Annotated in this window: 25 protein-coding genes and 1 pseudogene; 15 read left to right on the top strand and 11 right to left on the bottom strand. The window is 61.3% G+C overall.

The window, feature by feature from the left end:
* Positions 1-5: 5 nt before the first annotated feature.
* The 3 genes from AC5ZG5_RS21560 to AC5ZG5_RS21550 all read right to left on the bottom strand — a co-directional run bounded on the left by AC5ZG5_RS21560 (position 6) and on the right by AC5ZG5_RS21550 (position 2,350).
* Positions 6-1,160, bottom strand: a complete 1,155-nt coding sequence (locus AC5ZG5_RS21560) for an OpgC domain-containing protein (RefSeq protein WP_456643157.1) — start codon at positions 1,158-1,160, stop codon at positions 6-8.
* 176 nt (positions 1,161-1,336) lie between these two features.
* On the bottom strand, positions 1,337-1,612 hold the full coding sequence (locus AC5ZG5_RS21555; RefSeq protein WP_208824887.1) for a hypothetical protein: 276 nt from the start codon (positions 1,610-1,612) through the stop codon (positions 1,337-1,339).
* Between the two features lie 105 nt (positions 1,613-1,717).
* A complete protein-coding gene (locus AC5ZG5_RS21550) occupies positions 1,718-2,350 on the bottom strand; it encodes a S24 family peptidase (RefSeq protein WP_456643156.1) in 633 nt (210 codons plus the stop codon).
* A gap of 132 nt (positions 2,351-2,482) precedes the next feature.
* On the opposite strand from AC5ZG5_RS21550, the gene AC5ZG5_RS21545 reads away from it, so the two are divergent.
* Entirely contained in the window at positions 2,483-3,022 is a 540-nt protein-coding gene (locus AC5ZG5_RS21545) for a GcrA family cell cycle regulator (RefSeq protein ID WP_456643155.1), read from the top strand.
* 97 nt (positions 3,023-3,119) lie between these two features.
* Entirely contained in the window at positions 3,120-3,695 is a 576-nt protein-coding gene (locus AC5ZG5_RS21540) for a DUF6456 domain-containing protein (protein WP_456643154.1), read from the top strand.
* Here the strand turns inward: AC5ZG5_RS21540 and bamA are convergent.
* Entirely contained in the window at positions 3,676-6,102 is a 2,427-nt protein-coding gene (gene bamA, locus AC5ZG5_RS21535; RefSeq protein WP_456643153.1) for an outer membrane protein assembly factor BamA, read from the bottom strand. The genes AC5ZG5_RS21540 and bamA overlap by 20 nt on opposite strands.
* A 161-nt stretch (positions 6,103-6,263) precedes the next feature.
* Between bamA and AC5ZG5_RS21530 the strand changes: the two genes are divergently transcribed.
* Positions 6,264-7,316 carry a hypothetical protein gene (locus AC5ZG5_RS21530; protein ID WP_456643152.1) on the top strand — a complete coding sequence of 351 codons (1,053 nt, stop codon included), beginning with the start codon at positions 6,264-6,266 and terminating at the stop codon, positions 7,314-7,316.
* 196 nt (positions 7,317-7,512) lie between these two features.
* Positions 7,513-8,766 (top strand): CaiB/BaiF CoA transferase family protein, encoded by a 1,254-nt coding sequence (locus tag AC5ZG5_RS21525; protein ID WP_456643151.1) that lies wholly within the window; start codon positions 7,513-7,515, stop codon positions 8,764-8,766.
* A gap of 94 nt (positions 8,767-8,860) precedes the next feature.
* Here the strand turns inward: AC5ZG5_RS21525 and AC5ZG5_RS21520 are convergent, their stop codons facing one another.
* The 5 genes from AC5ZG5_RS21520 to AC5ZG5_RS21500 form a co-directional block, all read right to left on the bottom strand.
* Positions 8,861-9,019, bottom strand: coding sequence for a hypothetical protein (locus tag AC5ZG5_RS21520; RefSeq protein WP_245474543.1), 159 nt, complete (start codon positions 9,017-9,019; stop codon positions 8,861-8,863).
* A gap of 119 nt (positions 9,020-9,138) precedes the next feature.
* Positions 9,139-9,459 (bottom strand): cupin domain-containing protein, encoded by a 321-nt coding sequence (locus tag AC5ZG5_RS21515; protein ID WP_456643150.1) that lies wholly within the window; start codon positions 9,457-9,459, stop codon positions 9,139-9,141.
* A complete protein-coding gene (locus tag AC5ZG5_RS21510; RefSeq protein ID WP_456643149.1) occupies positions 9,456-10,163 on the bottom strand; it encodes a YqcI/YcgG family protein in 708 nt (235 codons plus the stop codon). Before AC5ZG5_RS21510 ends, AC5ZG5_RS21515 begins: the two co-directional genes overlap by 4 nt.
* 73 nt (positions 10,164-10,236) lie before the next feature.
* Positions 10,237-11,529, bottom strand: a complete 1,293-nt coding sequence (locus AC5ZG5_RS21505) for an MFS transporter (RefSeq protein ID WP_456643148.1) — start codon at positions 11,527-11,529, stop codon at positions 10,237-10,239.
* Positions 11,529-12,242 (bottom strand): hypothetical protein, encoded by a 714-nt coding sequence (locus AC5ZG5_RS21500; RefSeq protein WP_456643147.1) that lies wholly within the window; start codon positions 12,240-12,242, stop codon positions 11,529-11,531. Before AC5ZG5_RS21500 ends, AC5ZG5_RS21505 begins: the two co-directional genes overlap by 1 nt.
* Positions 12,243-12,358: 116 nt before the next feature.
* Here AC5ZG5_RS21500 and AC5ZG5_RS21495 point away from each other — a divergent pair, with 116 nt between their 5' ends.
* From AC5ZG5_RS21495 to AC5ZG5_RS21485, 3 genes are all read left to right on the top strand, one after another.
* The gene (locus AC5ZG5_RS21495; protein WP_456643146.1) at positions 12,359-13,324 is read left to right on the top strand and encodes a GlxA family transcriptional regulator; all 966 of its coding nucleotides are present in this window, start codon (positions 12,359-12,361) and stop codon (positions 13,322-13,324) included.
* Positions 13,325-13,470: 146 nt separating this feature from the next.
* Positions 13,471-14,604 carry an alpha-hydroxy acid oxidase gene (locus AC5ZG5_RS21490; protein WP_456643145.1) on the top strand — a complete coding sequence of 378 codons (1,134 nt, stop codon included), beginning with the start codon at positions 13,471-13,473 and terminating at the stop codon, positions 14,602-14,604.
* A gap of 204 nt (positions 14,605-14,808) precedes the next feature.
* A complete protein-coding gene (locus AC5ZG5_RS21485) occupies positions 14,809-15,033 on the top strand; it encodes a hypothetical protein (RefSeq protein WP_245474541.1) in 225 nt (74 codons plus the stop codon).
* An 8-nt stretch (positions 15,034-15,041) separates the two neighbouring features.
* Here AC5ZG5_RS21485 and AC5ZG5_RS21480 read toward each other — a convergent pair whose 3' ends face one another.
* Both AC5ZG5_RS21480 and AC5ZG5_RS21475 read right to left on the bottom strand, forming a co-directional pair.
* Positions 15,042-15,227 carry a hypothetical protein gene (locus AC5ZG5_RS21480; RefSeq protein ID WP_028164894.1) on the bottom strand — a complete coding sequence of 62 codons (186 nt, stop codon included), beginning with the start codon at positions 15,225-15,227 and terminating at the stop codon, positions 15,042-15,044.
* Positions 15,228-15,391: 164 nt separating this feature from the next.
* The gene (locus AC5ZG5_RS21475) at positions 15,392-15,652 is read right to left on the bottom strand and encodes a hypothetical protein (RefSeq protein WP_456643144.1); all 261 of its coding nucleotides are present in this window, start codon (positions 15,650-15,652) and stop codon (positions 15,392-15,394) included.
* Between the two features lie 230 nt (positions 15,653-15,882).
* Between AC5ZG5_RS21475 and AC5ZG5_RS21470 the strand changes: the two genes are divergently transcribed.
* From AC5ZG5_RS21470 to AC5ZG5_RS21435, 8 genes and pseudogenes are all read left to right on the top strand, one after another.
* Positions 15,883-16,116, top strand: a complete 234-nt coding sequence (locus tag AC5ZG5_RS21470; protein WP_456643143.1) for a hypothetical protein — start codon at positions 15,883-15,885, stop codon at positions 16,114-16,116.
* Positions 16,117-16,762: 646 nt separating this feature from the next.
* Positions 16,763-16,966 carry a hypothetical protein gene (locus AC5ZG5_RS21465; RefSeq protein WP_456643142.1) on the top strand — a complete coding sequence of 68 codons (204 nt, stop codon included), beginning with the start codon at positions 16,763-16,765 and terminating at the stop codon, positions 16,964-16,966.
* 5 nt (positions 16,967-16,971) lie between these two features.
* Positions 16,972-17,264 (top strand): annotated as a pseudogene (locus AC5ZG5_RS21460) (hypothetical protein).
* Between the two features lie 27 nt (positions 17,265-17,291).
* A complete protein-coding gene (locus tag AC5ZG5_RS21455; RefSeq protein WP_456643141.1) occupies positions 17,292-17,738 on the top strand; it encodes a GNAT family N-acetyltransferase in 447 nt (148 codons plus the stop codon).
* A 195-nt stretch (positions 17,739-17,933) separates the two neighbouring features.
* Positions 17,934-19,160: an acyl-CoA dehydrogenase family protein gene (locus AC5ZG5_RS21450; protein WP_456643140.1), complete on the top strand. Its 1,227-nt coding sequence runs from the start codon at positions 17,934-17,936 to the stop codon at positions 19,158-19,160.
* A gap of 10 nt (positions 19,161-19,170) precedes the next feature.
* On the top strand, positions 19,171-19,719 hold the full coding sequence (locus AC5ZG5_RS21445) for a flavin reductase family protein (RefSeq protein WP_456643139.1): 549 nt from the start codon (positions 19,171-19,173) through the stop codon (positions 19,717-19,719).
* 329 nt (positions 19,720-20,048) lie between these two features.
* Complete coding sequence (locus AC5ZG5_RS21440; protein ID WP_027582438.1) at positions 20,049-20,783, top strand: Crp/Fnr family transcriptional regulator; 735 nt, start codon at positions 20,049-20,051, stop codon at positions 20,781-20,783.
* Positions 20,784-20,900: 117 nt separating this feature from the next.
* Positions 20,901-21,170, top strand: a complete 270-nt coding sequence (locus AC5ZG5_RS21435) for a hypothetical protein (protein WP_130223606.1) — start codon at positions 20,901-20,903, stop codon at positions 21,168-21,170.
* Positions 21,171-21,232: the final 62 nt, after the last annotated feature.

Genomic DNA, 21,232 nt, shown 5'->3' with positions numbered 1-21,232 from the left:
CTGCATCAGGATCGTACGCCGACCGCGGATTTGTGGTCCTGCCGCTTGGACCAGGACGCGTAATAGGCGACGCAGGTCATGCCGAGAATGCCGGCGGCGCTGACCAGCACCTGCATCGCCAGCGACTTGGGGCCTGTGATCAGAACCAGGTGCCCGGCAAATGAAAGGAAGATGCCGGAGCAGAACACCGCCAGCCATTCCTCGCCGCATTTGATGAGGGGCTGCATGGCTTGCAATTGAAGTCCGTACCAGTCGCGAGGTATCAGCATGGTGAAAAAGAACGCCATTGCGAGCAGGTGCAGCACCCGATAGGGGGCGAGGTTCGCCTTGTCGTTGGACGGAAAGGCATCGAGCACCGAACTGGGTATCATTTCCGCCAGCGCAGGTGATTTCCCGGCCGACATGATCGTCAGGGCGACGAGCAGGTAGATCAACGCGGTGACGCGCAAGGCCGGAAGCTTCTGCATCGCGCGAACCAGGTGTGCATCTCCTGCGCCACCGACCGCGAACCAAGCGCCCAGCACGAACAGCAATTGCCAGCAGAACGGATTGAGATACCAGCCCCCCTCCGGAAAGGCGGTCAGATTCCAGTCGAAGTGCCGCGCCGACAGATAGAGTGCAAAGGATCCAAGCATCGTCAGGCGCGGCCAGCGCATCATGCCAAACAGTACGGCGGGAAGGAACGCCATGAGGACGATGAAGAGCTGCAATACGTCCAGGTTGAGCGGCTTGGCCTGCAGCAGCAAGCCGCGGACGATTACGCGAATCGGGTGCTCGATGAAGTCGGTGATGTTGAATTCGGCGAAGAGATCGGGCGCGGCGGATTGGGCCGCGACATATCCGATCAGGTCGACGTAGACGACGAACAGCACCACATAGGCTGCGTAGAGCTGCCATACCCGCTTGAGCACACGGGTCGCTCCCACGACGAAGCCACGTTCCACAACGATCTTCCCGTACATGATCGCAGCGGCATAGCCGATCACAAATACAAACAGCTCGGTCGCCCCGCTGAATCCAAAGTTCCGCAAGGTCAACGCGCTGACGGCGTTGTGCGGAATATGATCCAGGAACAGGGACCAGGTCGCGATGCCGAGCAGAAGGAATATGCGTAGATCGCCGTCGCGCGCCGCGATCTCAGCCTTCACATATGGATTCATTGAGAGCAAGACTTCACAAATTCGGAGCAGCGAATCGCGAATCCATCGCACCCCGCCGCTACTCCGAATAGCCGTTTGGCCGAAGATATTTGATCTGCAGCTGACGAATTAAAGCCGCGGACGATCACGTTTTCGAAATTGGAATGTGATTCATCGCGATTCATGTGAAGGGCCAATCATGCTTGCTCGTGCTTGCGCAGATCGCGGCGATGGTCGAAGGTGCTCGCCTGCAGGTCGGCTTCGGCCGCGCTGATGTCGGGGAGGGCGGCCTCGGCGAGGATATCGGCCGTCACGTCCTCGACAACCGAATCGGAGATTTCGTGGATGAAGCTGATATTCCTGTATTCGCCCGATACAACCCGCGCGATGACCTCGCGCCTTGTGATTTCGGGATCAACGACGGCCTCGCGGCCGCGCCGGCCGTAATCGATCATCACGACGAAATACTGCATGTCGGCCAAATCGGCCACCTCTCTCGACAGGAGTCGATGGCGACATAATTTCCGAAAATCGGAAATTTTTCAAGTGTAATTTCTGAAAATCAGAAATTGGGCCGTTTATTTCTCCGGCGTCCGAGGCCCCTTGGCGGCTTTGCGGGACCGTGCGGCCGCCTTGCTGCGCAGTCGCTCGATCTGGCCTCGCGGCAGGGTCACGCAGATTTCGCCGATCCATTCGAGCTTCACCCCGTTGATCGGCTTGGCGTTGAAGCTCGTGAGGTTGACCACCGTCGGCGACTTTCCGCGCTCGATCGTCTTCAGATAGCGCTCGCCGGTCTTCAGGCGAACGGCAGCCTCTTCGCCATAGAAGCTCGAGAGCGGATGTCGCTGCTCGCGATAGACGACAATGATGTCGCCATTCTCGTATTTCGGCAGCATGGAATCGCCCGATACTTCGAATGCGATGATTTCTTCTGCGATCGGGAAGGGTAACTCGACTTCACCGAGCCCCTCGGGCGGCACCTGCTCATATTCCGGCTCGATCGACGCGCCGGCACCGACACGCCCCATGACCGGCACCGAGTTGAGCTCGAGATATTCCATGATCGGTGCAATCTCGGACGCCTTGATCAGGCGTATCCCGGAGAGGATTTCGGAAACAGCGCCGGGGCGAACACCCATCGCCTGCGCGAGCCCACCCTTGGTCTTGCCTGGCTTCCGCAGGCCCCGCTCGATCAATCTGGCGTCCAGCATGGCGTATCCTTCTTTCGAATCCCCAGAAAGCGTAGCAATTCTGATAATCAGAAATCAAGCTTGACTTTCATTTCGGAATATCAGAAATTGGCGGTGAGGCGTCGGGCGCCGAGCGAAGGACAAGAATCAACAATGGAAGTGACAGGCTGGGCGCCCGAACATTCGGACGCGTTGCGGGAATATCTCGCCCAAGGCATGAGCTTTGCGAAGATCGCCAAGACGATCAACGCCAGATTCAACACCGACTATACGAGAAGCGCCGCGATCGGCCGTGCCAGGCGGCTCGGCCTGTCGACGCCGGACGGTTCGCCACCGGTGACGCCGCGGCCGACGCCAGTGCCGCAATTGAACAGGTCGAGCGAGCCGCGGGAACGCCAGCCAAGATCGATCGAATTCCCTTGGCCGATGCCTATGTTCGAGAAGGCGCCGCAGGTCGAGCTCCGTTGTGTCGAGATCGCGCCGCGCCACCTTTCGCTGGTGGAGCTCGAATACGGAGATTGCCGATACCCCTATGGCGGTGACAGCGATGGCGAACCCATCACGTTTTGTGGTCATCGGAGGCGGCCAGGCTCAAGCTACTGCACGCCCCATTTCCACTTGAGCCGCAATCCGGAGCTCGAGACGGAGCCGTCACCGAGCACCGTACCGCTGCACCTAAGCGAGCCGGCATAGCGGCGTACGCGCCTCCCACCTCATCCATCTTGCTAGCGACCCGTCTTGCCGCCGGCGAGATGGTCCCGGTTGAATTTTGCCCTGAAGGAGCCAAGCCATGCCGCGCGCCAAACGCAAGAAACCATATCATCCCGCAAGAGCACATGACCGCCGCGCACAGGATTTGCCGTACAACGCCGAAGTCGCTGCCGTTGAGGTCGACGATCCACTTGCGCTCGAGCCTGGAGACAAAGTCGTTGCGCTGCGCTCGGTCCGCAACGATCCGCTCGGACGCCTGCATTCGCACCGTCAGATCGATGATACCCAGTTTCGAGGTGGCCGCGCGTTTCAGAGTGATTGGGAGAAGGCCGAGCGTGGGCCGCGCGCGGTCGACACGACCAGGGAATATGTCGATGGTGGCACGCAGCGCGAGCCGATCACCGAGGCCCAGCGCAGGGCGGTATCGCGGCTCAACCGGGTCGAGCGCGAACTCGGCGCCGACGGTTCGGCACTGGTGCATGAAGTCCTGATCCTCGGCATGACCATGGAGCAGGTCGGCGAGCGGCGGGGACTGCGAACCCAGCGCTGGAACGATTACTTTGCGCGGCGCCTCAAGGAATGTCTCGACCGGCTGGCGCTGATCTACGGCTTTGCGACGCCGCATCCCGTTCCCGTCAAAAGCCTCCAGCGCTGAAGCGGAGCGGCTGCACCACGTCATAGGCGGCTTTGGTCAACGGCACCGCGTAGTCGACGGTGAGGGCGCCGAACGGGGAGGCCCAAGTGAGGCCCATGCCGACCGAAGAGCGCACGACGTTTTTATTGGCAACTTGCAGCGAGGTGCCGCCCACGCTCGTCGGACCGGTATAACGGAATACACTTCCGGCATCGACGAAAGCCGATGCCTTGAGGCCGTATTCGTCCGGCACGCCGGGAATTCCGCTCTGTAGTTCCGCCGTCGTCGCCCAATAGGCACTGCCGCCGACGTTATCCATGGTGGTGCCGGGCGTCAGATCACGTGGGCCGAAGCCGTTGCTGGCAAAGCCCCGGACCATGGTCGGGCCGCCGAAAAAGCTGTTCATCAGCTGCACCTGCTGACCGCCCCAGCCGGTGACGTAGCCGCCCTGAGCGCGGACCATGCCCACGAGGTCGCCCGCGAGTGATTGATAGTAGCGCGCGTCTTCGCTGGTCCGCAGGAACTTCACGTCACCGCCGAGGCCGGCCAGATCCTGGCTCAGTTGCGACCTCAATCCGCTCGTAGGGCTCTTGTTGTTGTCGAGCGTGCTGTAGGTCGAGGCCGAACCAACGGCGGAGACCCAGGCTGGCCCATTAGCGGCGGCCTGCTGGACTGCGAGGGAAGGGGGCAAGCCGGAGCTGGTCGGGCCGAGCGAGATGTCCTGGTTGTAGATCGAGTAACGCCATTGCACGCCGAGCTGCTCGGTGATCGGCGTGCCCAATTGCAGGGTCGAGCCATAGGTCGTGCTGTTATAGGACTGATAGCTGCTCACCTCGCTCTGCCGGCCGAACAGTTCGATTCCCGCTGACACCTTGGTGCCGAGGAAATAGGGTTCTGACGCCGCGAGGTCGATGCCGCGGGCGTATTGGCCATAGCTCACAGAGGCCTGAACGTTCTTTCCGGTCCCATAGAAATTGCGGTCGCCCGCCTTGACCTCGACCAGCGCGCCGTCAGTGCTCGAGTAGCCGCCGGAGATGTTGAACTCGCCGGTTGCCTGCTCCACGGTCTCGACATCGAGCACGACGCGATCAGGCGTTGAGCCGGGCCGATTGGAGATCTTGACGGTCTTGAAGTAGTTCAAGTTCTTCAATCGCCGCTCCGCGCGATCGATCAGCGTCTTGTTATCGGGATCGCCCTCGGCGATGTCGAACTCGCGTCGGATCACATAGTCGCGCGTGTGGGTGTTGCCGTGGATCTCGATGCGCTCGACATAGGTGCGCGGCCCCTGGTCGATCACGAACGTGACATCGATCCGCTGTGCGGCGGCATCGCGTGCGATGCGCGTCACCGCCTGCGCAAAGGGATAACCGAGCTTGGCCATCTCGACGGCAAGGAGCCCGGTGCTCTTGTCCAGCGCGTTGCCGTCAAACACCGCGCCGGCGCGAGCGAGCGCGACCCCGCGCAATTTTTGCGGATCGAGCCCGGGAATGTTGCAGGCGATGCTGACATCGCCGAAGTGATAGAGTGGGCCTTCATCGATCACAAAAGTGACTGCAAATCCCTTGGCCGCTGGGTCGTATTCGGCCGTTGCCGAGCGAACGGCAGCATCCGCATAGCCCTTGCTGCGATAATAGAGACGCAACTGCTCCTGATCCTGCGCGACGCGGTCCGGATCGTAGACGTCGCCGCCGGTCAGAAAACTGAGCATGTTGGTGGCCGACGTCTTGATCACGGCGTTGAGCTGGCGTGCGCCGAATGTCCGATTGCCGACAAACTTGATCTGGCGTACAGGCGTTTTCGCACCCTCCGTGATCACATAAACGAGATCGACGCGGCTGTTGCCGCGGTCGATGATCTCGGGCGCGACGCGGACGTCGTCGCGTCCGGCATGGCGGTAAGCTTCGATGATACGGCCGACGTCCGACTGCACCGTTGCACGCTGCAGGCTGCCGTGCGGCTTGGACTCGATCGCGGCGGCCAGATCGGCATCCTTTATTCTCCTGTTTCCCTCGAAGGCGACACGGTCGAGGATTGGCGCTTCCGCTACACGCACCGTCAGACCATCGCCGGTACGCTCGATCGAGACCTTCTCGAACAGGCCCGTTTCGACCAGCGCCTTCAGGGCTTCATCGCGCGCGGCTTCATCGAGCCGGCCGTCCGGCCCTGGATGAAAGTAGGAGCGTACGGTATCGGCCTCGACCCGGCGATTGCCTTCGACGATAATTGTCGCTGTTGGCGCCGGCACGCCCTCGGCGGCAAGCGGTGCGGCCGCGTTCAACAGGGCCGCGGCGGCGACAAGCACCGAGCCGATCAGGCGCAGCCTCGATGGTTGCCGATACAGCGTGATGCGCTCGAGCTTCACGTCCCTTGCGGTCTCCCATTGACCGGCGATATCGAATTGCCGGTGCCGGGCAAAACGATGTCGCATCTGGGGTGAGTTGCAGGCTGGAATTGGCCGCCCGCCATAATTTGAGCGCGCATATTTAACCTGGCGGTTCGCAGAATTGTCGCAATGGCCGCATCATGCTTTGCAGCACAAAGTCCGAGATGTTGGGGCGGTGATACATCAACGCTCGCCAGGAGTGCCGGATGCGTTACGCAGCTCTCGTCGTAAGCTCCCTGCTGCTGATGCAATCGGCGCATGCGGAGAAGACGCCGGACATCGACCCGCGCGCCTCGCTCGCCGTGGTCCAGCAGTGGATCTATAATTATCGCGCCAAGCCGGATTACGCCCATGTGCCGGCCGCGGTGCGCATTCTCTTCCATTCGCAAAGCTTCAAGGAGCCGGAAAATGCCGGCATCTATCTCGGCTTTATCGCCGGTGCGATCGGCTCCAATCCGGAAAAGGCCGAGCAACTGGTTGCGAGTTTCTTCCCCGTCGCGCCGGAAGATGAATGGGTGATCGTGCGCGCAATCGCCTATTCCGGGCTGGTTGACTGGCGGAATATCCTGCGCAGGGTTGCGGAGCGAATGCCGGGACGCCGCGTGATGATTGACAGCTACCTTTCGGGCAGGCTGCCGACACTCAACGATATTCCACTCGAGGAGGCGACTCCCGGGATGATGGACAAGCTGCGCGTCGCGTTTACGCGCAATCCGTTCTCCAAGGAGGAGAGGAAGCTGAACACAACGCTGACCTTTGCCACCAACCAGGATCTCCTGGACACGCTATGGGGGTATTATTTTGCGACCGGCTCCCATGTTCCGATCCAGCGCATCATCGAAATGCTGCCGTGGAGCAGGAGCCGTGATACCGTTGACAAGCTCACGGTCGGCAGCATGGCGCGCTATACGCTGGCAAGCTATGCGATCCGCGACGCCAGCCTGCGTGAATTCCTGCGCAACGAACTGGCGCGGCAGAAACCGCCGATCAAGGCGCCGCTCGCGGAGGTCGTCGATGCGGCCGATACGGTGGAGATCGCGGCGCTGCGCAGGGATGCCCTTGCTGCCGTCGACGAACTCAAGGCCAAGGGCTCCGATAGCCGGCGCAATCTGGACTTCTGGGGCCAGGTTGGCGTCGGCGCGCTCTCGCTCGGGTGCGTCTCGGCTGCGGCGCTCGGGCAGGTCGCGATCGGCATCCCCTGCGTGATCGGTGGCTCGGCCTCGCAGGGACTGTTGCAGTTCTGGGAAAAGCAGCAATGAGGCTCGATCGGGCGTGGTGCCCTTTCTCGCCGCGGAATATCCGCGGTCTGAGCGGGTAGCCATGTCAGACTGATATCCCGCCCTGCAAAATCCGGGTTTGGCCTCACCTTGGTGCTTCCGCTAGAAAGTCGTGGCGTCGCTCTTGGCGACCACGGGTGTTTGCCCGTGAACTGACAATAAGAGGAAACACCCAACCATGACCGCTGGACCACAATTGCCCGAGCGCGCGCCGCGCGCAAAGGGCGAACCGACCGCCCTCGATGGTCTGCTGGTTATCGATTTCACCCGCGTGGTTGCCGGTCCCGCCTGTACGCAGACACTTGCCGACTTCGGCGCGGAGGTCATCAAGATCGAAAATCCAGATGGTGGCGACGACACGCGCGCCTATGAGCATGCGGAAATCGGCGGCGAGAGCGCGGCCTATCTCAGCCTCAACCGCAACAAGCGGGGTATTGCGCTCGACTTCACCAATCCCGCAGCGCTCGAGGTGGTGCGCGAACTCATCGCCAAGGCTGATGTCGTGGTGGAGAATTTCTCCGGCGGCGTGATGAAGAAGTTCGGCCTCGACTATGCTTCGGTGGCGCCGAGCAATCCGCGACTGATCTATTGCTCGATCTCGGCTTATGGCCGCAAGGGCGAGTTTGCCCTGCGACCGGGGTTCGATCCGATCACGCAGGCCGAAAGCGGCTTCATGTCGCTGAACGGTTTTCCCGATGGCGAGCCGGTTAGGACCGGGCCGCCCATCGTCGACATGGCAACCGGTATGTCGGCCTGCAATGCGATCCTGCTTGCATTGCTGGCACGCGACCGGCTTGGACGCGGCCAGCATGTCGAGGTCGCGCTGATCGATATGGCGGTAGCGATGACCGGATTTTACGGCATGGCCTATCTGATCAGCGGCCAGAATCCTGGTCGCTTCGGCAATTCGCCAAACGGTTCGCCAACGGTCGGTCTCTACCAGGCCGCCGACGGTCCGCTCTACATGGCCTGCGCCAACGACCGGCTGTACCGCCGCCTCGTCACCGAAGTGTTCGACCGGCCGGATCTCATCACCCATCCCGATTTCGCACACCGCAAGAACCGGACCGCAAACAAAGAGAAGCTGCGCGCGATCATTGCCGGCATCTTTGCCACCGACAGGCTCGAAAACTGGATGGCGAAGATGAAGAAGGCCAATATTCCGGTCGGCTATCTGCGCACAGTCGAGCAGGGGTTCAATGCGCCGGAAGTGCGCGACCGTGATCGCCTCAGCAGGATTCCGCACCCGACCGCGGGCTTCGTTCCCAATATCGAGACGCCGATCGGGATGAGCGTTACGCCGACCGTCGATCCGGTTGCCGCGCCGCTGCTTGGCCAGCACACCAGGGACGTGCTGCGCGCCACGCTCGGCTATGACGACGGCCGTATCGCGGCGCTGAAGAAAGCTGGAGCGTTCGGGAAGACGGACTAAGCGGACCATCGTCTGGCGGATCGGCTTGGGCACGCTCCGCCGGCGATCGCGCTTCTTCGACGGGTCTCGGCTCCAAACCAGCCAAGCCACAGCTTCAGTTCGGCTTGCTGCGGAGTTTGTTGTTTGGCCTCTCGTCCGCTTCCTTGTGCTCGGCCCGATCGATCTCGAGACGCGCCATCCGCAGTATCAAGGTGGCCGTGGTCAGACCGAGGCGTTCGGCCTCTTGGGCTGCGGTTTCAACCTTCTTGGCCAAGCCGTCGCGTTTGCCTGGATATGCCATAAGTTCTTCCTCTCCTAATAAGTGGATTAACAATCCAAGTTGTGTGTTGTGGAGCTGCAGTAGATAGCTCGGAGCTCCATCGAGCGAAACGATCAGTTGCGCGCCATATTGGCGGGTGGCTGGGTCGCGATTGCATAGACCGCACCGCCTTCCAGCGCTTCCGATTGGTGGACCGTGCCGGCCGGGAGGAAGATGGTATCGCCGGCGCTGACGATGCGCTGACCGCCATCCCAGGTGAAATTCAGCCTGCCGCTGATGATCATCAGGATCTCGTCGACCGGATGGGTGTGGAAGCTATGGACCTTGCCCGCAACGTCATGCTGCAGTTCGATCGAGCCTTGTTCCGGAAGCAGGTTGAGGATCGCCGGATCGATCGCGAATTCGGTCTTCTGAGCTGTCACAATCCTGGTCATGCCGCTTGCTCCGTGTTGCTGGTGTGAGCCGACTTGTTCTGCGCGAGCTTGGCGAAGGGGCAGCCCCCTACGGAATGGTTGTCGTCCTGCAGGAAATATTGCTGGTACTCGCGTCCGTTGGTCGCGCCGTAGCGTCCGAGCAGCGGCGAGGGACTGGTGCTGTCGTAGGGAATGAGCCGTTTGCGCACTTCCGCGAATGCCGCATCGGCCGCCTTTTCCGTTCCGAGGATCTTTTCGAACACCCACCGCGGCTGGAAGGTCAGCATGAACGCGCTGGAGCGACGGCTCTGGCGCATCACATGCGCGGGCGTCGTGCACACCACGAAGATCGGTTCGCCGGCGAAGGAGAATTCCCACATGGGATCGTCCAACTGTTCAGGAATGTCGCTTGGCCAAGCAGACTTGTCCAACCGCGCAAGCTGGTCGAGCGTCGACCACATTTTGCGATAATAGGCGTCAAGCGTTTGTACCGGGCGCGGCCGCGTAAACATGATCAGTGAAGTATTGGGGCCGAACGAGCGGGCTTGCGAGACATAATGCGCGAGCTGTTCTCCGAGTACTTCGACGTCATACGGATCGAGGAACAGGTAGCGGAGCTGGTCCTGGCGATAACCGGCTACGCCGAACACGCAGGGGAACGGTCTCGCTTCGCTGCTCATCTGCGCTTCGAACTCGGCGAACATCACGCTTTGCCAACTGCTCACCGCAAATTTCGACGCGACTTCTTCTCTTCTCAAGAACAAACGCTCCATAACGCCCCCTACAAGGTTAACGCCACTACTGAACTATCAGTTTGCCTTTCATCAAAAGCGGTCCGGCAATCCCGGGCAGCGACATGAGCAGCAGAATTGCGATCAAGGTGCCGTAGCCGGCATCTCCGATCGCACCTGCGCCATGTGCGGTATCGGCTACGGCGAACTGGCTCGCGACAAGCATGGCGAACCCGATGATCGGTTGCGCGATGCCGGCAAAGATCCCGGCCGCCGTCGTGTTCACGGATGCGCCGACGCCGATGAGGTCGGCCGTGTAGAGCCGCTTGGTGCATTTGAGCACAAGGGGGACCGTTCCGCCGGCGACCAGGCCGAGCGTGGTGAACACCACGGTGACATAAACAAGGCCGAATGCCTTGGCGATCGGCGGCAGCAGCATCGCGACGAGGATCATGCGCAGCACGCAAATGCGGATCAGTGCTGCGTCGAGTGCCGCCACGCGGTCGGCTGCGTGACCAAGGAAGATGGAGCCGATGGCGTTGCCGATCATGAAGGCAAGCAGCGGCGTTCCGGCGGCGATCGGCGAGATGTTGAAAAAGTGCGCCACCATCGGAATGCCCCATACTCCCGACAGCGTCGTCACCACTGCGAAGTGGGACGCAAAGGTCATGGCGCATCCCCAATTGGCGACATGCGACAACGATTGCCGTGCGGCGCCGATGACGCTCTTCAGCGTCTTGTTGCCGGATGCCACCGGATTTGGTTTTAATGCGAACTTGGCGGCGACGAGATTGGCGAGACCGACAGCGGCTATGAACAGAAAGCAGGCGCGCCACCCGAAGCCCGTTACGGCGGCCGCAAGCGGCGTCGTCGCGATCACGCCTCCGACATATCCCGACACCTGTGAGATGCCCGACATGATGCCGAACCGCTCATCGGAGAAGTTCTGCGCGACCAGTTTCAAGAGCGCGGTGAACACCAGCGCGTCGCCGCACGCGACGATCAGGCGCGCTGCGAAGACATCAAGCAGGTTCGGCGCCAGCGCAAAGGCTGCGCTGCCCAGCGACGAAGCGGCCATGCTGGCCAGCACCACGCGCTTGACGCCGTAACGGTCGACCAGAAGGCCGGCCGGAATCTGCATCAGCGTGTAGCCCCAGAAGTAGCCGGAGGCGAGCATCGCGACGCCCGCGGCGTCGGTGCCGAAGTCGTGCATCAGGCTCAGATTGACCGATTGCGGCGAGACGCGCTGCAGGAAGGCGATGGCGTAGGCGACAGCGACCGTCGCCCAGGCCCAATAGGCCCGGTCCCCGAGCCGCGAGGCCGTCGAGGCGTATGCGGTTTGCTGACCCAGCATCGACATCACACCCTCGCAAATCCAACCGAGAATAGTGCATCCGCCGAATCCGGAATCATGCGGGACATCGCCGCATCGACCAGTGATGCGGTGCCGCGGTAAGCCTGCCGGTGGTGCTTAATGTGGCCGTACGCGCCGCGCATGATCATTTCCGGCACCTCGAGCGGTTTGCCGGGATAGAGGGTTGCGCACATCTCGACGCAGGCTGCCTGCAGGGCGGAATCCCTGATGTCGTCGAGCAGCGAAGGTGTCACTTTCTCGCAGATCTTGGCATTGGCCGCCCAGACGATTGGATTGCGTGTCCGCCATCCGTAGAACAGGCCGCCAATTCCCTTTGCTGCGGAGCTTGCACGCTTCAGCACTTCCTGAGTGAAGAAGCCGTACAGACCGTGTCCCTGGTGAGCCGGAAGCACCTCGGTGCCGCTGCGATAGACCGCAGGTCCGCATGACATCTGCAGCACGCGATAGACGGAAAAGGCCGCCAATCCCAAGCTGTCAAACACAAGGATGAGGCTATACTTGCGGTCGAATGGGGGAGAGCTTGCGGTCCAGTGCGGCTCCGTCGCCTTCCAGTTTACGGCGATGATGCCATTCATGGCGTCCATCAGCGGCTGGCGGTCGGAAGCTCCGATGCAGGATGCATCCGGAAAACTGTAGACTGCATAACCGGTCCAGGGCGAGTTGATGGCCTGGTATTGGCTACCGAGCTTTCGCACCATGGCAGAACTCCACTGTCCATAGAGAGCTATACAGGCGAGGCTCGAATGGCTTAAAGGACAATATGCCCTCGAAATCTGCCAAATCCCGACGGCTCCCTCCGCGCCCGCAGGCCGCGATGCGGCGGATTGCGATTGTCGCTTTCCCCGGCGTGACACTGCTCGACATCTCCGGGCCGGCGCAGGTGTTCGCCGAATTGGAGGCAATCGAATTGCCGGGCCCCGGATATTCGCTTTCCTATCTGTCCACCTCGGGCGGACTGGTTTCGACGGATGTGGGGATGATGATCGGCACGGCTCCGATCAGCAGCGTGCGACCGCACCAGATCGACACGTTGGTGATCCCGGGTGGCCCCGGCATCTGGGAGATCCGCAATGACGCGCGCTTGATGAAATGGATTTCGCAGGCGCTGCCGCAAGTACGCCGGATCGCCTCGGTCTGTCTCGGGGCTTTCGCGCTCGCGTGGACCGGTGTGCTGGACGGCAAGCGCGCTGCGACGCACTGGCGCTATTGCCCGCGGCTGCAGGACAGCTTTCCAAATGTCCGCGTCGAGCCCAATGCGATCTTCGTCAAGGATGGGCATGTCTGGTCGTCGGCCGGCGTCAGCGCCGGCATCGACCTGGCGCTCGCCATGATCGAAGAGGATTTCGGCCATACGATTGCGCTCGATGTTGCCCGGCGGCTGGTGGTGTTCCTGAAACGGCCGGGCGGTCAGAGCCAGTTCTCGACCGTTCTCGCAGCACAGGCTTCCGATGTCGAAGGTCGCTTCAGCGCGCTCCATGCCTGGATCATCGAAAACATCGCCAGCGACCTGCGGGTAGAAACATTGGCCGCGAAAGCCGGCATGACGCCGCGCACCTTCGCCCGCACCTATGCCAGCCGCACCGGCATGACGCCGGCAAACGGCGTCGAGGCCCTCCGCGTCGAAACCGCTCGGCTGCTGCTGGAGAGCCGGCAAATACGCGGCGTCGTCGAGGTCGCAAAACGTGCCGGCTTTGGTGACGACGAGCGGATGCGGCGCGCCTTCCTCAGGCATCTCGGCGTATCGCCGACCGAATACAGAAGCCGCTTTTCGGGCGGTTGAGCGCTGGAGTTCTCCGCTGTCGGCAGACGGGTGATCGCAAGCGAATAGCTGCCCTTCATTTGCATCCGGGATTTAGCCCTTCAAGGCGGTAGCTTTTGCCGCTTATCTGCGGCTAATGTGCCGGTCAAAACGGGAGAGAAACTACCATGAATGACGGGACCTCCATCCGGCCGACACGCAATGTCGAACTCGGGGCCAGCGGCGAAGAATACCAGAACCTGCACGAATTTGTCCGTAAGGCTCGCGCCAGGCTGAACCAGAACGCCTGGGATTACATCGTCGGCGCTTCCGAGACCGAGACCACGCTGCGGCGCAACCGGGTGGCGCTGGATGAGATCGCGTTCCGGCCGCGTGTGCTGCGCAACGTCGTTCACGTCGATGCTTCGACGGAGGTGTTCGGACGCAAATTGCGACTGCCGGTCATGCTTGCACCGGTCGGCGCGCTTGAGATCTTCGATCCTGCGGCGGGAGCGGCGGTCGCCCGCGGCGCGGGCGCATTCGGCGCGGCGCACATGCTGAGCTCGGTGTCCGAGCCAGGGCTTGAGAATACCGCGAAGGCCGCACCCGATGCGCTGCGCATTTTCCAGCTCTATGTCCGCGGGGATGATGCCTTTGTCGAGGACGTCGTCAGCCGCAGTGTCGCCAACGGCTATTCCGCATTCTGCCTGACCGTCGACACCGCCCATTACAGCCGTCGCGAGCGCGACATTGCCAAGCGGTACGTGCGGGAAAGCCGTATTCGCGCCACCGGCGGCGACTTCCAGAAGGGGCTGGAATGGCGGACGGTGAAGTTGATCAAGGATAAGTTCAGGATACCGCTGGTCATCAAGGGCATCGCGACTGCCGAGGACGCAATCATCGCGCTCGATCACGGCGTCGACTGGATCTACGTGTCCAACCATGGAGGCCGTCAGCTCGATCACGGCCGCGGTGCGATGCACGTCCTGCCGGAAATCGTCGAGGCGGTGAGGGGCCGCGCCAAGATCATGGTGGACGGCTCGTTCTGCCGCGGCACCGACATCGTGAAGGCGATCGCCTCGGGCGCCGATCTCGTCGGCATCGGTCGCCTGCAATGCTGGGCGCTGGCCGCCGAGGGCGAGAGGGGCGTCGCCCGCATGCTGGAATTGCTGGAAGACGAGGTGATCCGCTGCCTCGGTCTGCTCGGCGTGACCAGCTTCGCCGAACTCGACAAGTCCTACCTGCATCCGGCGACGGCGACCAACCCGCCGGGCGTGTTCAGCGCGTTTCCGCTGTTGGACATCGAGCCGTATCGCTATTAGAGCATTTTCGGTTCTGATGGAATCAGAACCGAAGCTCTAGATTCTTGTTTTGACGCGTTTTCTTCGCGCGAACCGGTGTCCACTTCGCTCGAAAACGCTCCAGCGGCAGCGATTTCCTACTTCCGGAAGCGGGCGAGGGAACGCGAAGGTGCCTGTCGCGTTATCGCAACCATCGCCGCCGCATCCGAGAAGCGGGAAACGAGAATGCCGGAATGGTCGACGCGAATGGCGGATAACCCGTTCGCAGATTTTTCTCTCGAACGAGCCATTGCGCTCCGCTGGGCGTTGCGGGACATCCAGGCTCGCCGCCTGAAGATATCCCCTGTCAGCGACGAGGACCTCCGCGTCCTGAGCGAGCTCGGTCTGGTCGAGCTGCAGGACGAGAGTCCCGTTTTGACTCAGGCCGGCATGGCGGTGCTGAGCGGCTGATGCAAGCTTTAGCGGGCCTGCAGGAAGCTCTCCCCGGAGTCGCACGGCGTGCAGCGATAGGTCAGCACGTCGTAAACCTGATCTCGCGGCTCGATCGAGGCGAGGCGCATCTGTGCGCCGCACTTCATGCATGGCATTTCGATGCCGGTCTTGAATCGCGTGCAGGTCGGCGTCGGCCGGAATGTGCGCAGCATTGGATCCCCTCTCCCCCAAGAGACGCAACGCCACTGACTTGTGGACGAACAACCCACCGAATCACTGTGCCACACTCTCGCCACCATTGGAATCCGGGCAGGTTCGATGCCGCCAGAAAATGTTTATCGAGGGAGGTGTCGACAGCCGTGCCTGGCCGCCGCGCTCAACGCCGCCGCGCTACCGCGACGCCGAACAGGAATGCGACGAACAGGCTCGTTAGCGGCGCTTCGCGGGTGATTGCGCTGATCGTGGACAGCGTGCCGCCGGGTTGACGCGACGTCTTGATCGCGTCGCTGAGCCGGTCGATTGCACCCCGAAGCCCATCGGAAACCTCCGTGATCGTGCGCGATACGTCGGTTGCGGTGTCGATCGCGCGTTCGCCGAGGCTAGGCTGCAGCGGGGATTCAGGTGTTTCGAAGTTCACGGCTCGAACCTCACGAGATCGGGTCTGACAGGGCACGATGCGCCGAAGATCAGCACCCAACCGATGAAATGCGTCAACGGCGAATTTGTTCCACCTGCGGACAGTCCCTTCGGTCTGGCGGGCGCGGAACCTCGGAGCTCCGGAGGATTTGTTCACTAGGCCAGACGCATTCGATGGAGAAGAGTCCTTTGATAGGAAATCGCTCGAACCGGCACGGCGGGGCGCCCCTCTTGGTAGCACTGGCGGTGGCGGCAGCCGGCGTGCTCGGCATATTGGTGGTCGATCATGGTCCGTGGAGCAAGCCGAAGGTACAGCCGGCCGCGACAGCCAATTACTCCACAACCGGGGAAGCCGCGCGAGCGGCAGGCGCCACGGTCATGCCGACGGAGCCAAAATCGCCGATCGAACCTGCTCCGCCCGGACCGAAGCCCGCGCATCCGGCTAACTCCACGGCGCCGGAATGACACTCGAGACTGGTTTTCGTTTGCTTCGCTCACACGGGATCTGCGCGGTTCAGCGCACGCTGACGAACTGGTCCCGAACGTCGAAGTCGTTTCTTAGAAAGCGTTTGACGCGTCGGGCAAATCAGCAGCATAAGGACATCGTCGCGGAATTCATCAATGCCCGCAGCGGAAGTAACCGCTGCGGGCATTTTGCTGTCCCAGCGTGCGACCACCGATGATGCGCCGCCGGATCGCTGGCTCTGCGCCAAGTCAACTCGGACGTTGACATATCGGGCAAATCAGGGGCATAAGGACATCATCGCAAACATTGTGAAGCCCGCGCGGAGAAATCCGCGGCGGGCTTTTTCTTTTCCGTTTTTCGAATCGGACGACGGCGGCGCGTCACGACGCCACATCTCCATGCCCCGACGCCGCGCGTCGCAAGCGCGCCGTCGTCCGAACCACTTTCAGTCAATCAGCCGGCGCGCGCGAACGCGCCGGCCTCGCGGCCTGGCAGATGTGCCATGGCCGCAAGCGGCCCCCGACGATCCAGGGGATAAGGTTCGTGCCGAAATGATCGCTGTCTCCGGAGCGATCTGCCGCAAATTCAATACGCCGTCGCGCGCAAGCGAAGCCATACGATCTTCCTGATCTGCATGAGACTTAAGTGGCAAAAACTCTTACCGAAATTCGTTCGCTCGCCCGCAGTCACACCAGAACAGCGTTGAAGTTGCTGGTCTGGGATAAAGTTCTTGGACTTGGCACGACCGATCCGCTGGCAGGATTTGCTGCGGTCACGTCGAACCTCGTGGTTTCGTTTTATTTCGCCAAGTGGCGATTCGAGAACGTGGCCCGCATCATTAAGCGCTGATCGAGATGCATGAAGCGGACATCCGGGCCATCGTGATCGAGACGCTGGCCGAACAGCAAAGAATCCATCACGAGGAAATCGACGCCGTGGTCCTGAAGACGGTTGCGACGATCCTGACTTCTTTGGCATTGAGGAGGAGGATCGTCGCGAATTGCGGGCCGATTTTCAGCACCTGCGACGTTGGCGGCGGAGCGTAGAGCAAGCTCAGAGTTACACTTTCAAGGCAGTAATCACGGTCATCGCGACGGGGGTGCTTGGGGCAATCTGGCTGGGCATCAAGGCGACCCTTGCTAAGTGAATGACAAGGATTGGAGGGAACTCACTGATGTATCGAATTCGGGAGGTCGACGGCCAGGATGAAGACGTCGCGGACACGCTTGCCGAACTGCATCAGCAGCCGTTCTTCGGCGCGCGTTCCTCAGTTCGATCATGGACATTGGTGGTTGCGTTCGACGGAGTTGAGCCGGTGGCGTTTGCCGGACTTGTTGCTTCGACGCATGTCGACAACGCCGGCTACTTTTGTCGGGTTGGCGTACTAAGAGAACATTTGGGCCGCTCTCTCCAACTGCGCCTCATGCGCGCCCTGGAGGCTCGTGCACGCCGCAATGGATGGTATTCGACCGTTTCGGATACGACCGACAATATCGCCTCTGCCAACAACTTCATCCGTGCGGGGTATCGGCTGTATCAGCCGCAGGCTCCCTGGGCGTGGCCGCGCACCCGGGGTGATACTGGAAGCGAGCTAGCGAAATGGCAGCCCGCAGGAGGTTAGACGAGGCACGCAGGTCCGTGAGAAGTTCCGAACAAGCCCGGTGGCCGTCCTGGCCGCCGGGCTTATTTTTGCTTCCAGGCGGAAACTCGTTCACGTCGGGATGCCGCGAGGAGTCTTGATCCGTGGTGTTCAAGCGATAAACTGCGAGCGGTCTTGGCCACTTTGGGATCAGAAAGGCCGAGCGGGAAAACGCCAATGGCAACGGACGGCCACAGCCCCGGTGGAAGCTCGCCTATCGAGCGGCAAGCAGAAGATTATGTGGCCATGGTCGCGCGTGCCAGGGCACTCATTCCGGCACTTCGCGAGCGGGCGGCACGGACCGAGGAATTACGGCGCCTGCCGGCGGAGACCGAGTACGATCTGCATAACGCCGGCCTGTTCCGGATTCTGCAGCCAAGGCGCGTCGGCGGCGCGGAGCTCGACTATGTCGCGCTGATCGATTGTGCCGATGCGCTGGGGCAGGGCGATGCCTCCGTTGCGTGGAATTTCGCCAATCTTGCGAGCCACCACTGGATGCTTGGGATGTTCGATCCACAGGCTCAGGATGTGGTCTGGAGCAAGGAACCGAATACTCTGATTGCGTCCTCCTTCATATTCCCCGCCGGCCGGGCGCGGAAGGTCGATGGCGGCTACGTGTTGATCGGATGCTGGCCATTCTCGTCGGGCGTCGAATCCTGCGAATGGAATATGCTTGGCAGCGTGGTCTCCTCGGAGGACGAGGCCGATGGCGTCGAATATCGGATATTCCTGCTCAATCGGCGGGACTACAGGATCAAGGATATCTGGAACGCGACCGGCCTGCGCGGGACCGGCTCGAATGAGGTCGAGGTCGAGGGAGCCTTTGTCGCAAATTCGATGTCGATCGCGGTGAGCGATCTCGCGGGTGGGCCGACGCCTGGCAGTTCGGTCAATCCGAACCCGCTCTACGCGCTGCCGGTCTTTGCGCTGTTTCCATATGTCTTGTCAGGCGTTGCCCTCGGCAATGCACAGGCATGTCTCGACGACTATGTCGGGATCGCCCGCCATCGCGTTTCGACCTCCAATCGCGCCAAGCTTGGCGACATGCAGAGCACACAGATCAAGATCGCGGAAGCTTCCGCCAAGATCGATGCGGCGCGCCTGATCATGCGAGCGAACTGCATTGGCGCGATGGCGGACGTACGGAGCGGCCATATCCCCGATATCGCCGCCAAGACCAGGCTGCGGCGCGACGGCGCTTTCTCAGTCAATCTCTGCAGCGAGGCGGTATCGCTGTTGTTCGCCGCAAGCGGGGCGCGCAGCCTTTTCACATCAGGTACGTTGCAGCGGCAGTTCCGCGACGCCCATGCGGTCAATTCACACCTTGCCTTCAATTTCGATGCGGCGGGGACCAACTATGGACGCGTGGCGCTGGGCTTGCCGTCCGAAAATCTGACGCTCTGAGGTTCACCGGATGTCTGATGTACCCAAGCATCCGGCCGACCCGGCCAATGAATTTGCCAGCGGAAACTCGCCGATCGATCCACGGGATTTTCGGAATGCGCTGGGCGCATTTGCGACCGGTGTCACAATCGTGACGGCGATGGCCGCGGACGGCAGGCCATATGGCGTCACCTGCAACTCCTTTGCGTCGGTATCGCTGAATCCGCCGTTGGTGTTGTGGAGCCTTGGCCTGTTCTCGCAGGGCCTGCCCATCTTCCAGAATTCGAGCCACTTCACTGTCAATGTGCTCGGCGCGTCCCAGCAGGCATTGGCGTCGCAATTTGCAAAATCCTCAAACGATAAATTCGCCGGGGTGAGCTGGACGCCTGGACTGGGAAACGCACCCGTCATCGCCGACTGCGGCGCCAACTTTCAATGTCGTGCCGTCAATCGCTACTATGGCGGCGATCACGTCATATTCTTGGGTGCGGTTGAGGCCTATTCCTACAACCGGCAGGAGCCCCTGCTGTTTGCGCGCGGGTCGTTCGGTCGCTTTCTCGCGGACGAGGGCGGCAAATAGACCCAGATCGCCCCGGGTGACAAGGCCAGGGGTGCGCGGCAGCGCTCCAGCAAATTGGCGCAGTCACTTTTCGAGCGCGAAGCTGAAATTACTTAAGTTTGTCGTAGAGTTGTCGGATGTGTCGCACGTGCCGTCCAGGTGGCAGATGCAGGCGAGGGCTACTTGGGCGAGACAGGAGAGGGGCTCCGGACGGCTGGCTTCCCACGTCAGGATCGGAGCGTTACACTCACATCAACGTAGGAAACCGCTTTCCAGTTGAAAAGCCGGTTTTGGTTGACTACGGAAGAACTACATCCCAGGCAATTTTTGCTTTCGGAGTTGTAACGAGCGTGCCCCAGGATAAAACGGGCGAGACTCGCGGATTTTCGACCAGCAAATTGTCGGTTCTCCGCAAGCATCCATACTTTGTCGATCTCGAACCCGAGGCGTTCGAGCAGCTTTGTCGTTACGCCAAGCACACGACGCTGAAGCGCGGAGCTGCGATCTTCTCGAAGGGAGATCCGGGCACAAGCCTGTTTGCTGTCATATCGGGCACCGTCAAAATCAGCATCTCATCGCCCGATGGTCGCAACGCGATCCTGAACCTGATCGAGGCCGGAGAGATCTTCGGCGAGATCGCGGTGCTCGATTCAGGGTTGCGGACAGCCGACGCTACCGCGAACAGCAATTGCGAACTTTTCATCATCGATAAGCGCGAATTCATTCCCTTCGTCCGAAGCCAGCCGGCGCTTGCGATGAAGTTCATCGAGCTCCTGTGCATACGGCTGCGCTGGACCAGTGATCAAGTCGAACAGGTCATCCTGCAAGACCTTCCGGGGCGGGTCGCCAGTGCTTTGCTTCGCCTTACCGAAAAGCACAAGCCTGAGCCGCAAGGTCGTGTCATTGCCATCACCCAGCAAGAGATCAGCGAGATGGTCGGCATGACCCGTGAAAGCATCAATAAGCAGCTCCGGGTTTGGGCCACGCGTGGCTGGGTGCGGCTCGAGCATGGTGCGATCGTGGTGCTGAAGCCGGAAGAACTACAGACCCTGGTCGATTCTGGATCGGAAAACGGCAGCGAATAGCACGTTCCGTGACATCTTTCACAACGCGGTGAGTTCGTCGGGCCTGTGAAGCTGCTCACAGGGTGGTGGCGCGCATTGCGGTAACCCCACGTCAGGGACCGCAATGTGGAGAGATCCATGCACGACTCATTCGACCAGCCCCCTGACGACGACCAGAACATCTATCAAAGCTGGAGCATCAAGCTCATTGCTTTGCCGTTGCTCATCGTCATCGCCCTGATCGGCATGGTGGTTAGTCATCCGTCGGCTATAAATTGGGTTTCGGACACGGCGCAGGCCGAGCCTGTCGGCCCAGACTTCGTCGGCCCAGACATCATACCGGACGCTCCCCGACCGACACGACTTGCTCTCCCGGCGAGTCGAATCCGCACGCTCCCCGGCGATTGATGTCGCTGCTCGGCGGAACCCGGCTTATGCCCTGTTTCGCACGCAAATTCCCGACAATCCCC

It is taken from the genome of Bradyrhizobium sp. Ses1 (genome assembly GCF_059512365.1).
This window is presented reverse-complemented; position numbering and strand designations above follow the sequence as displayed.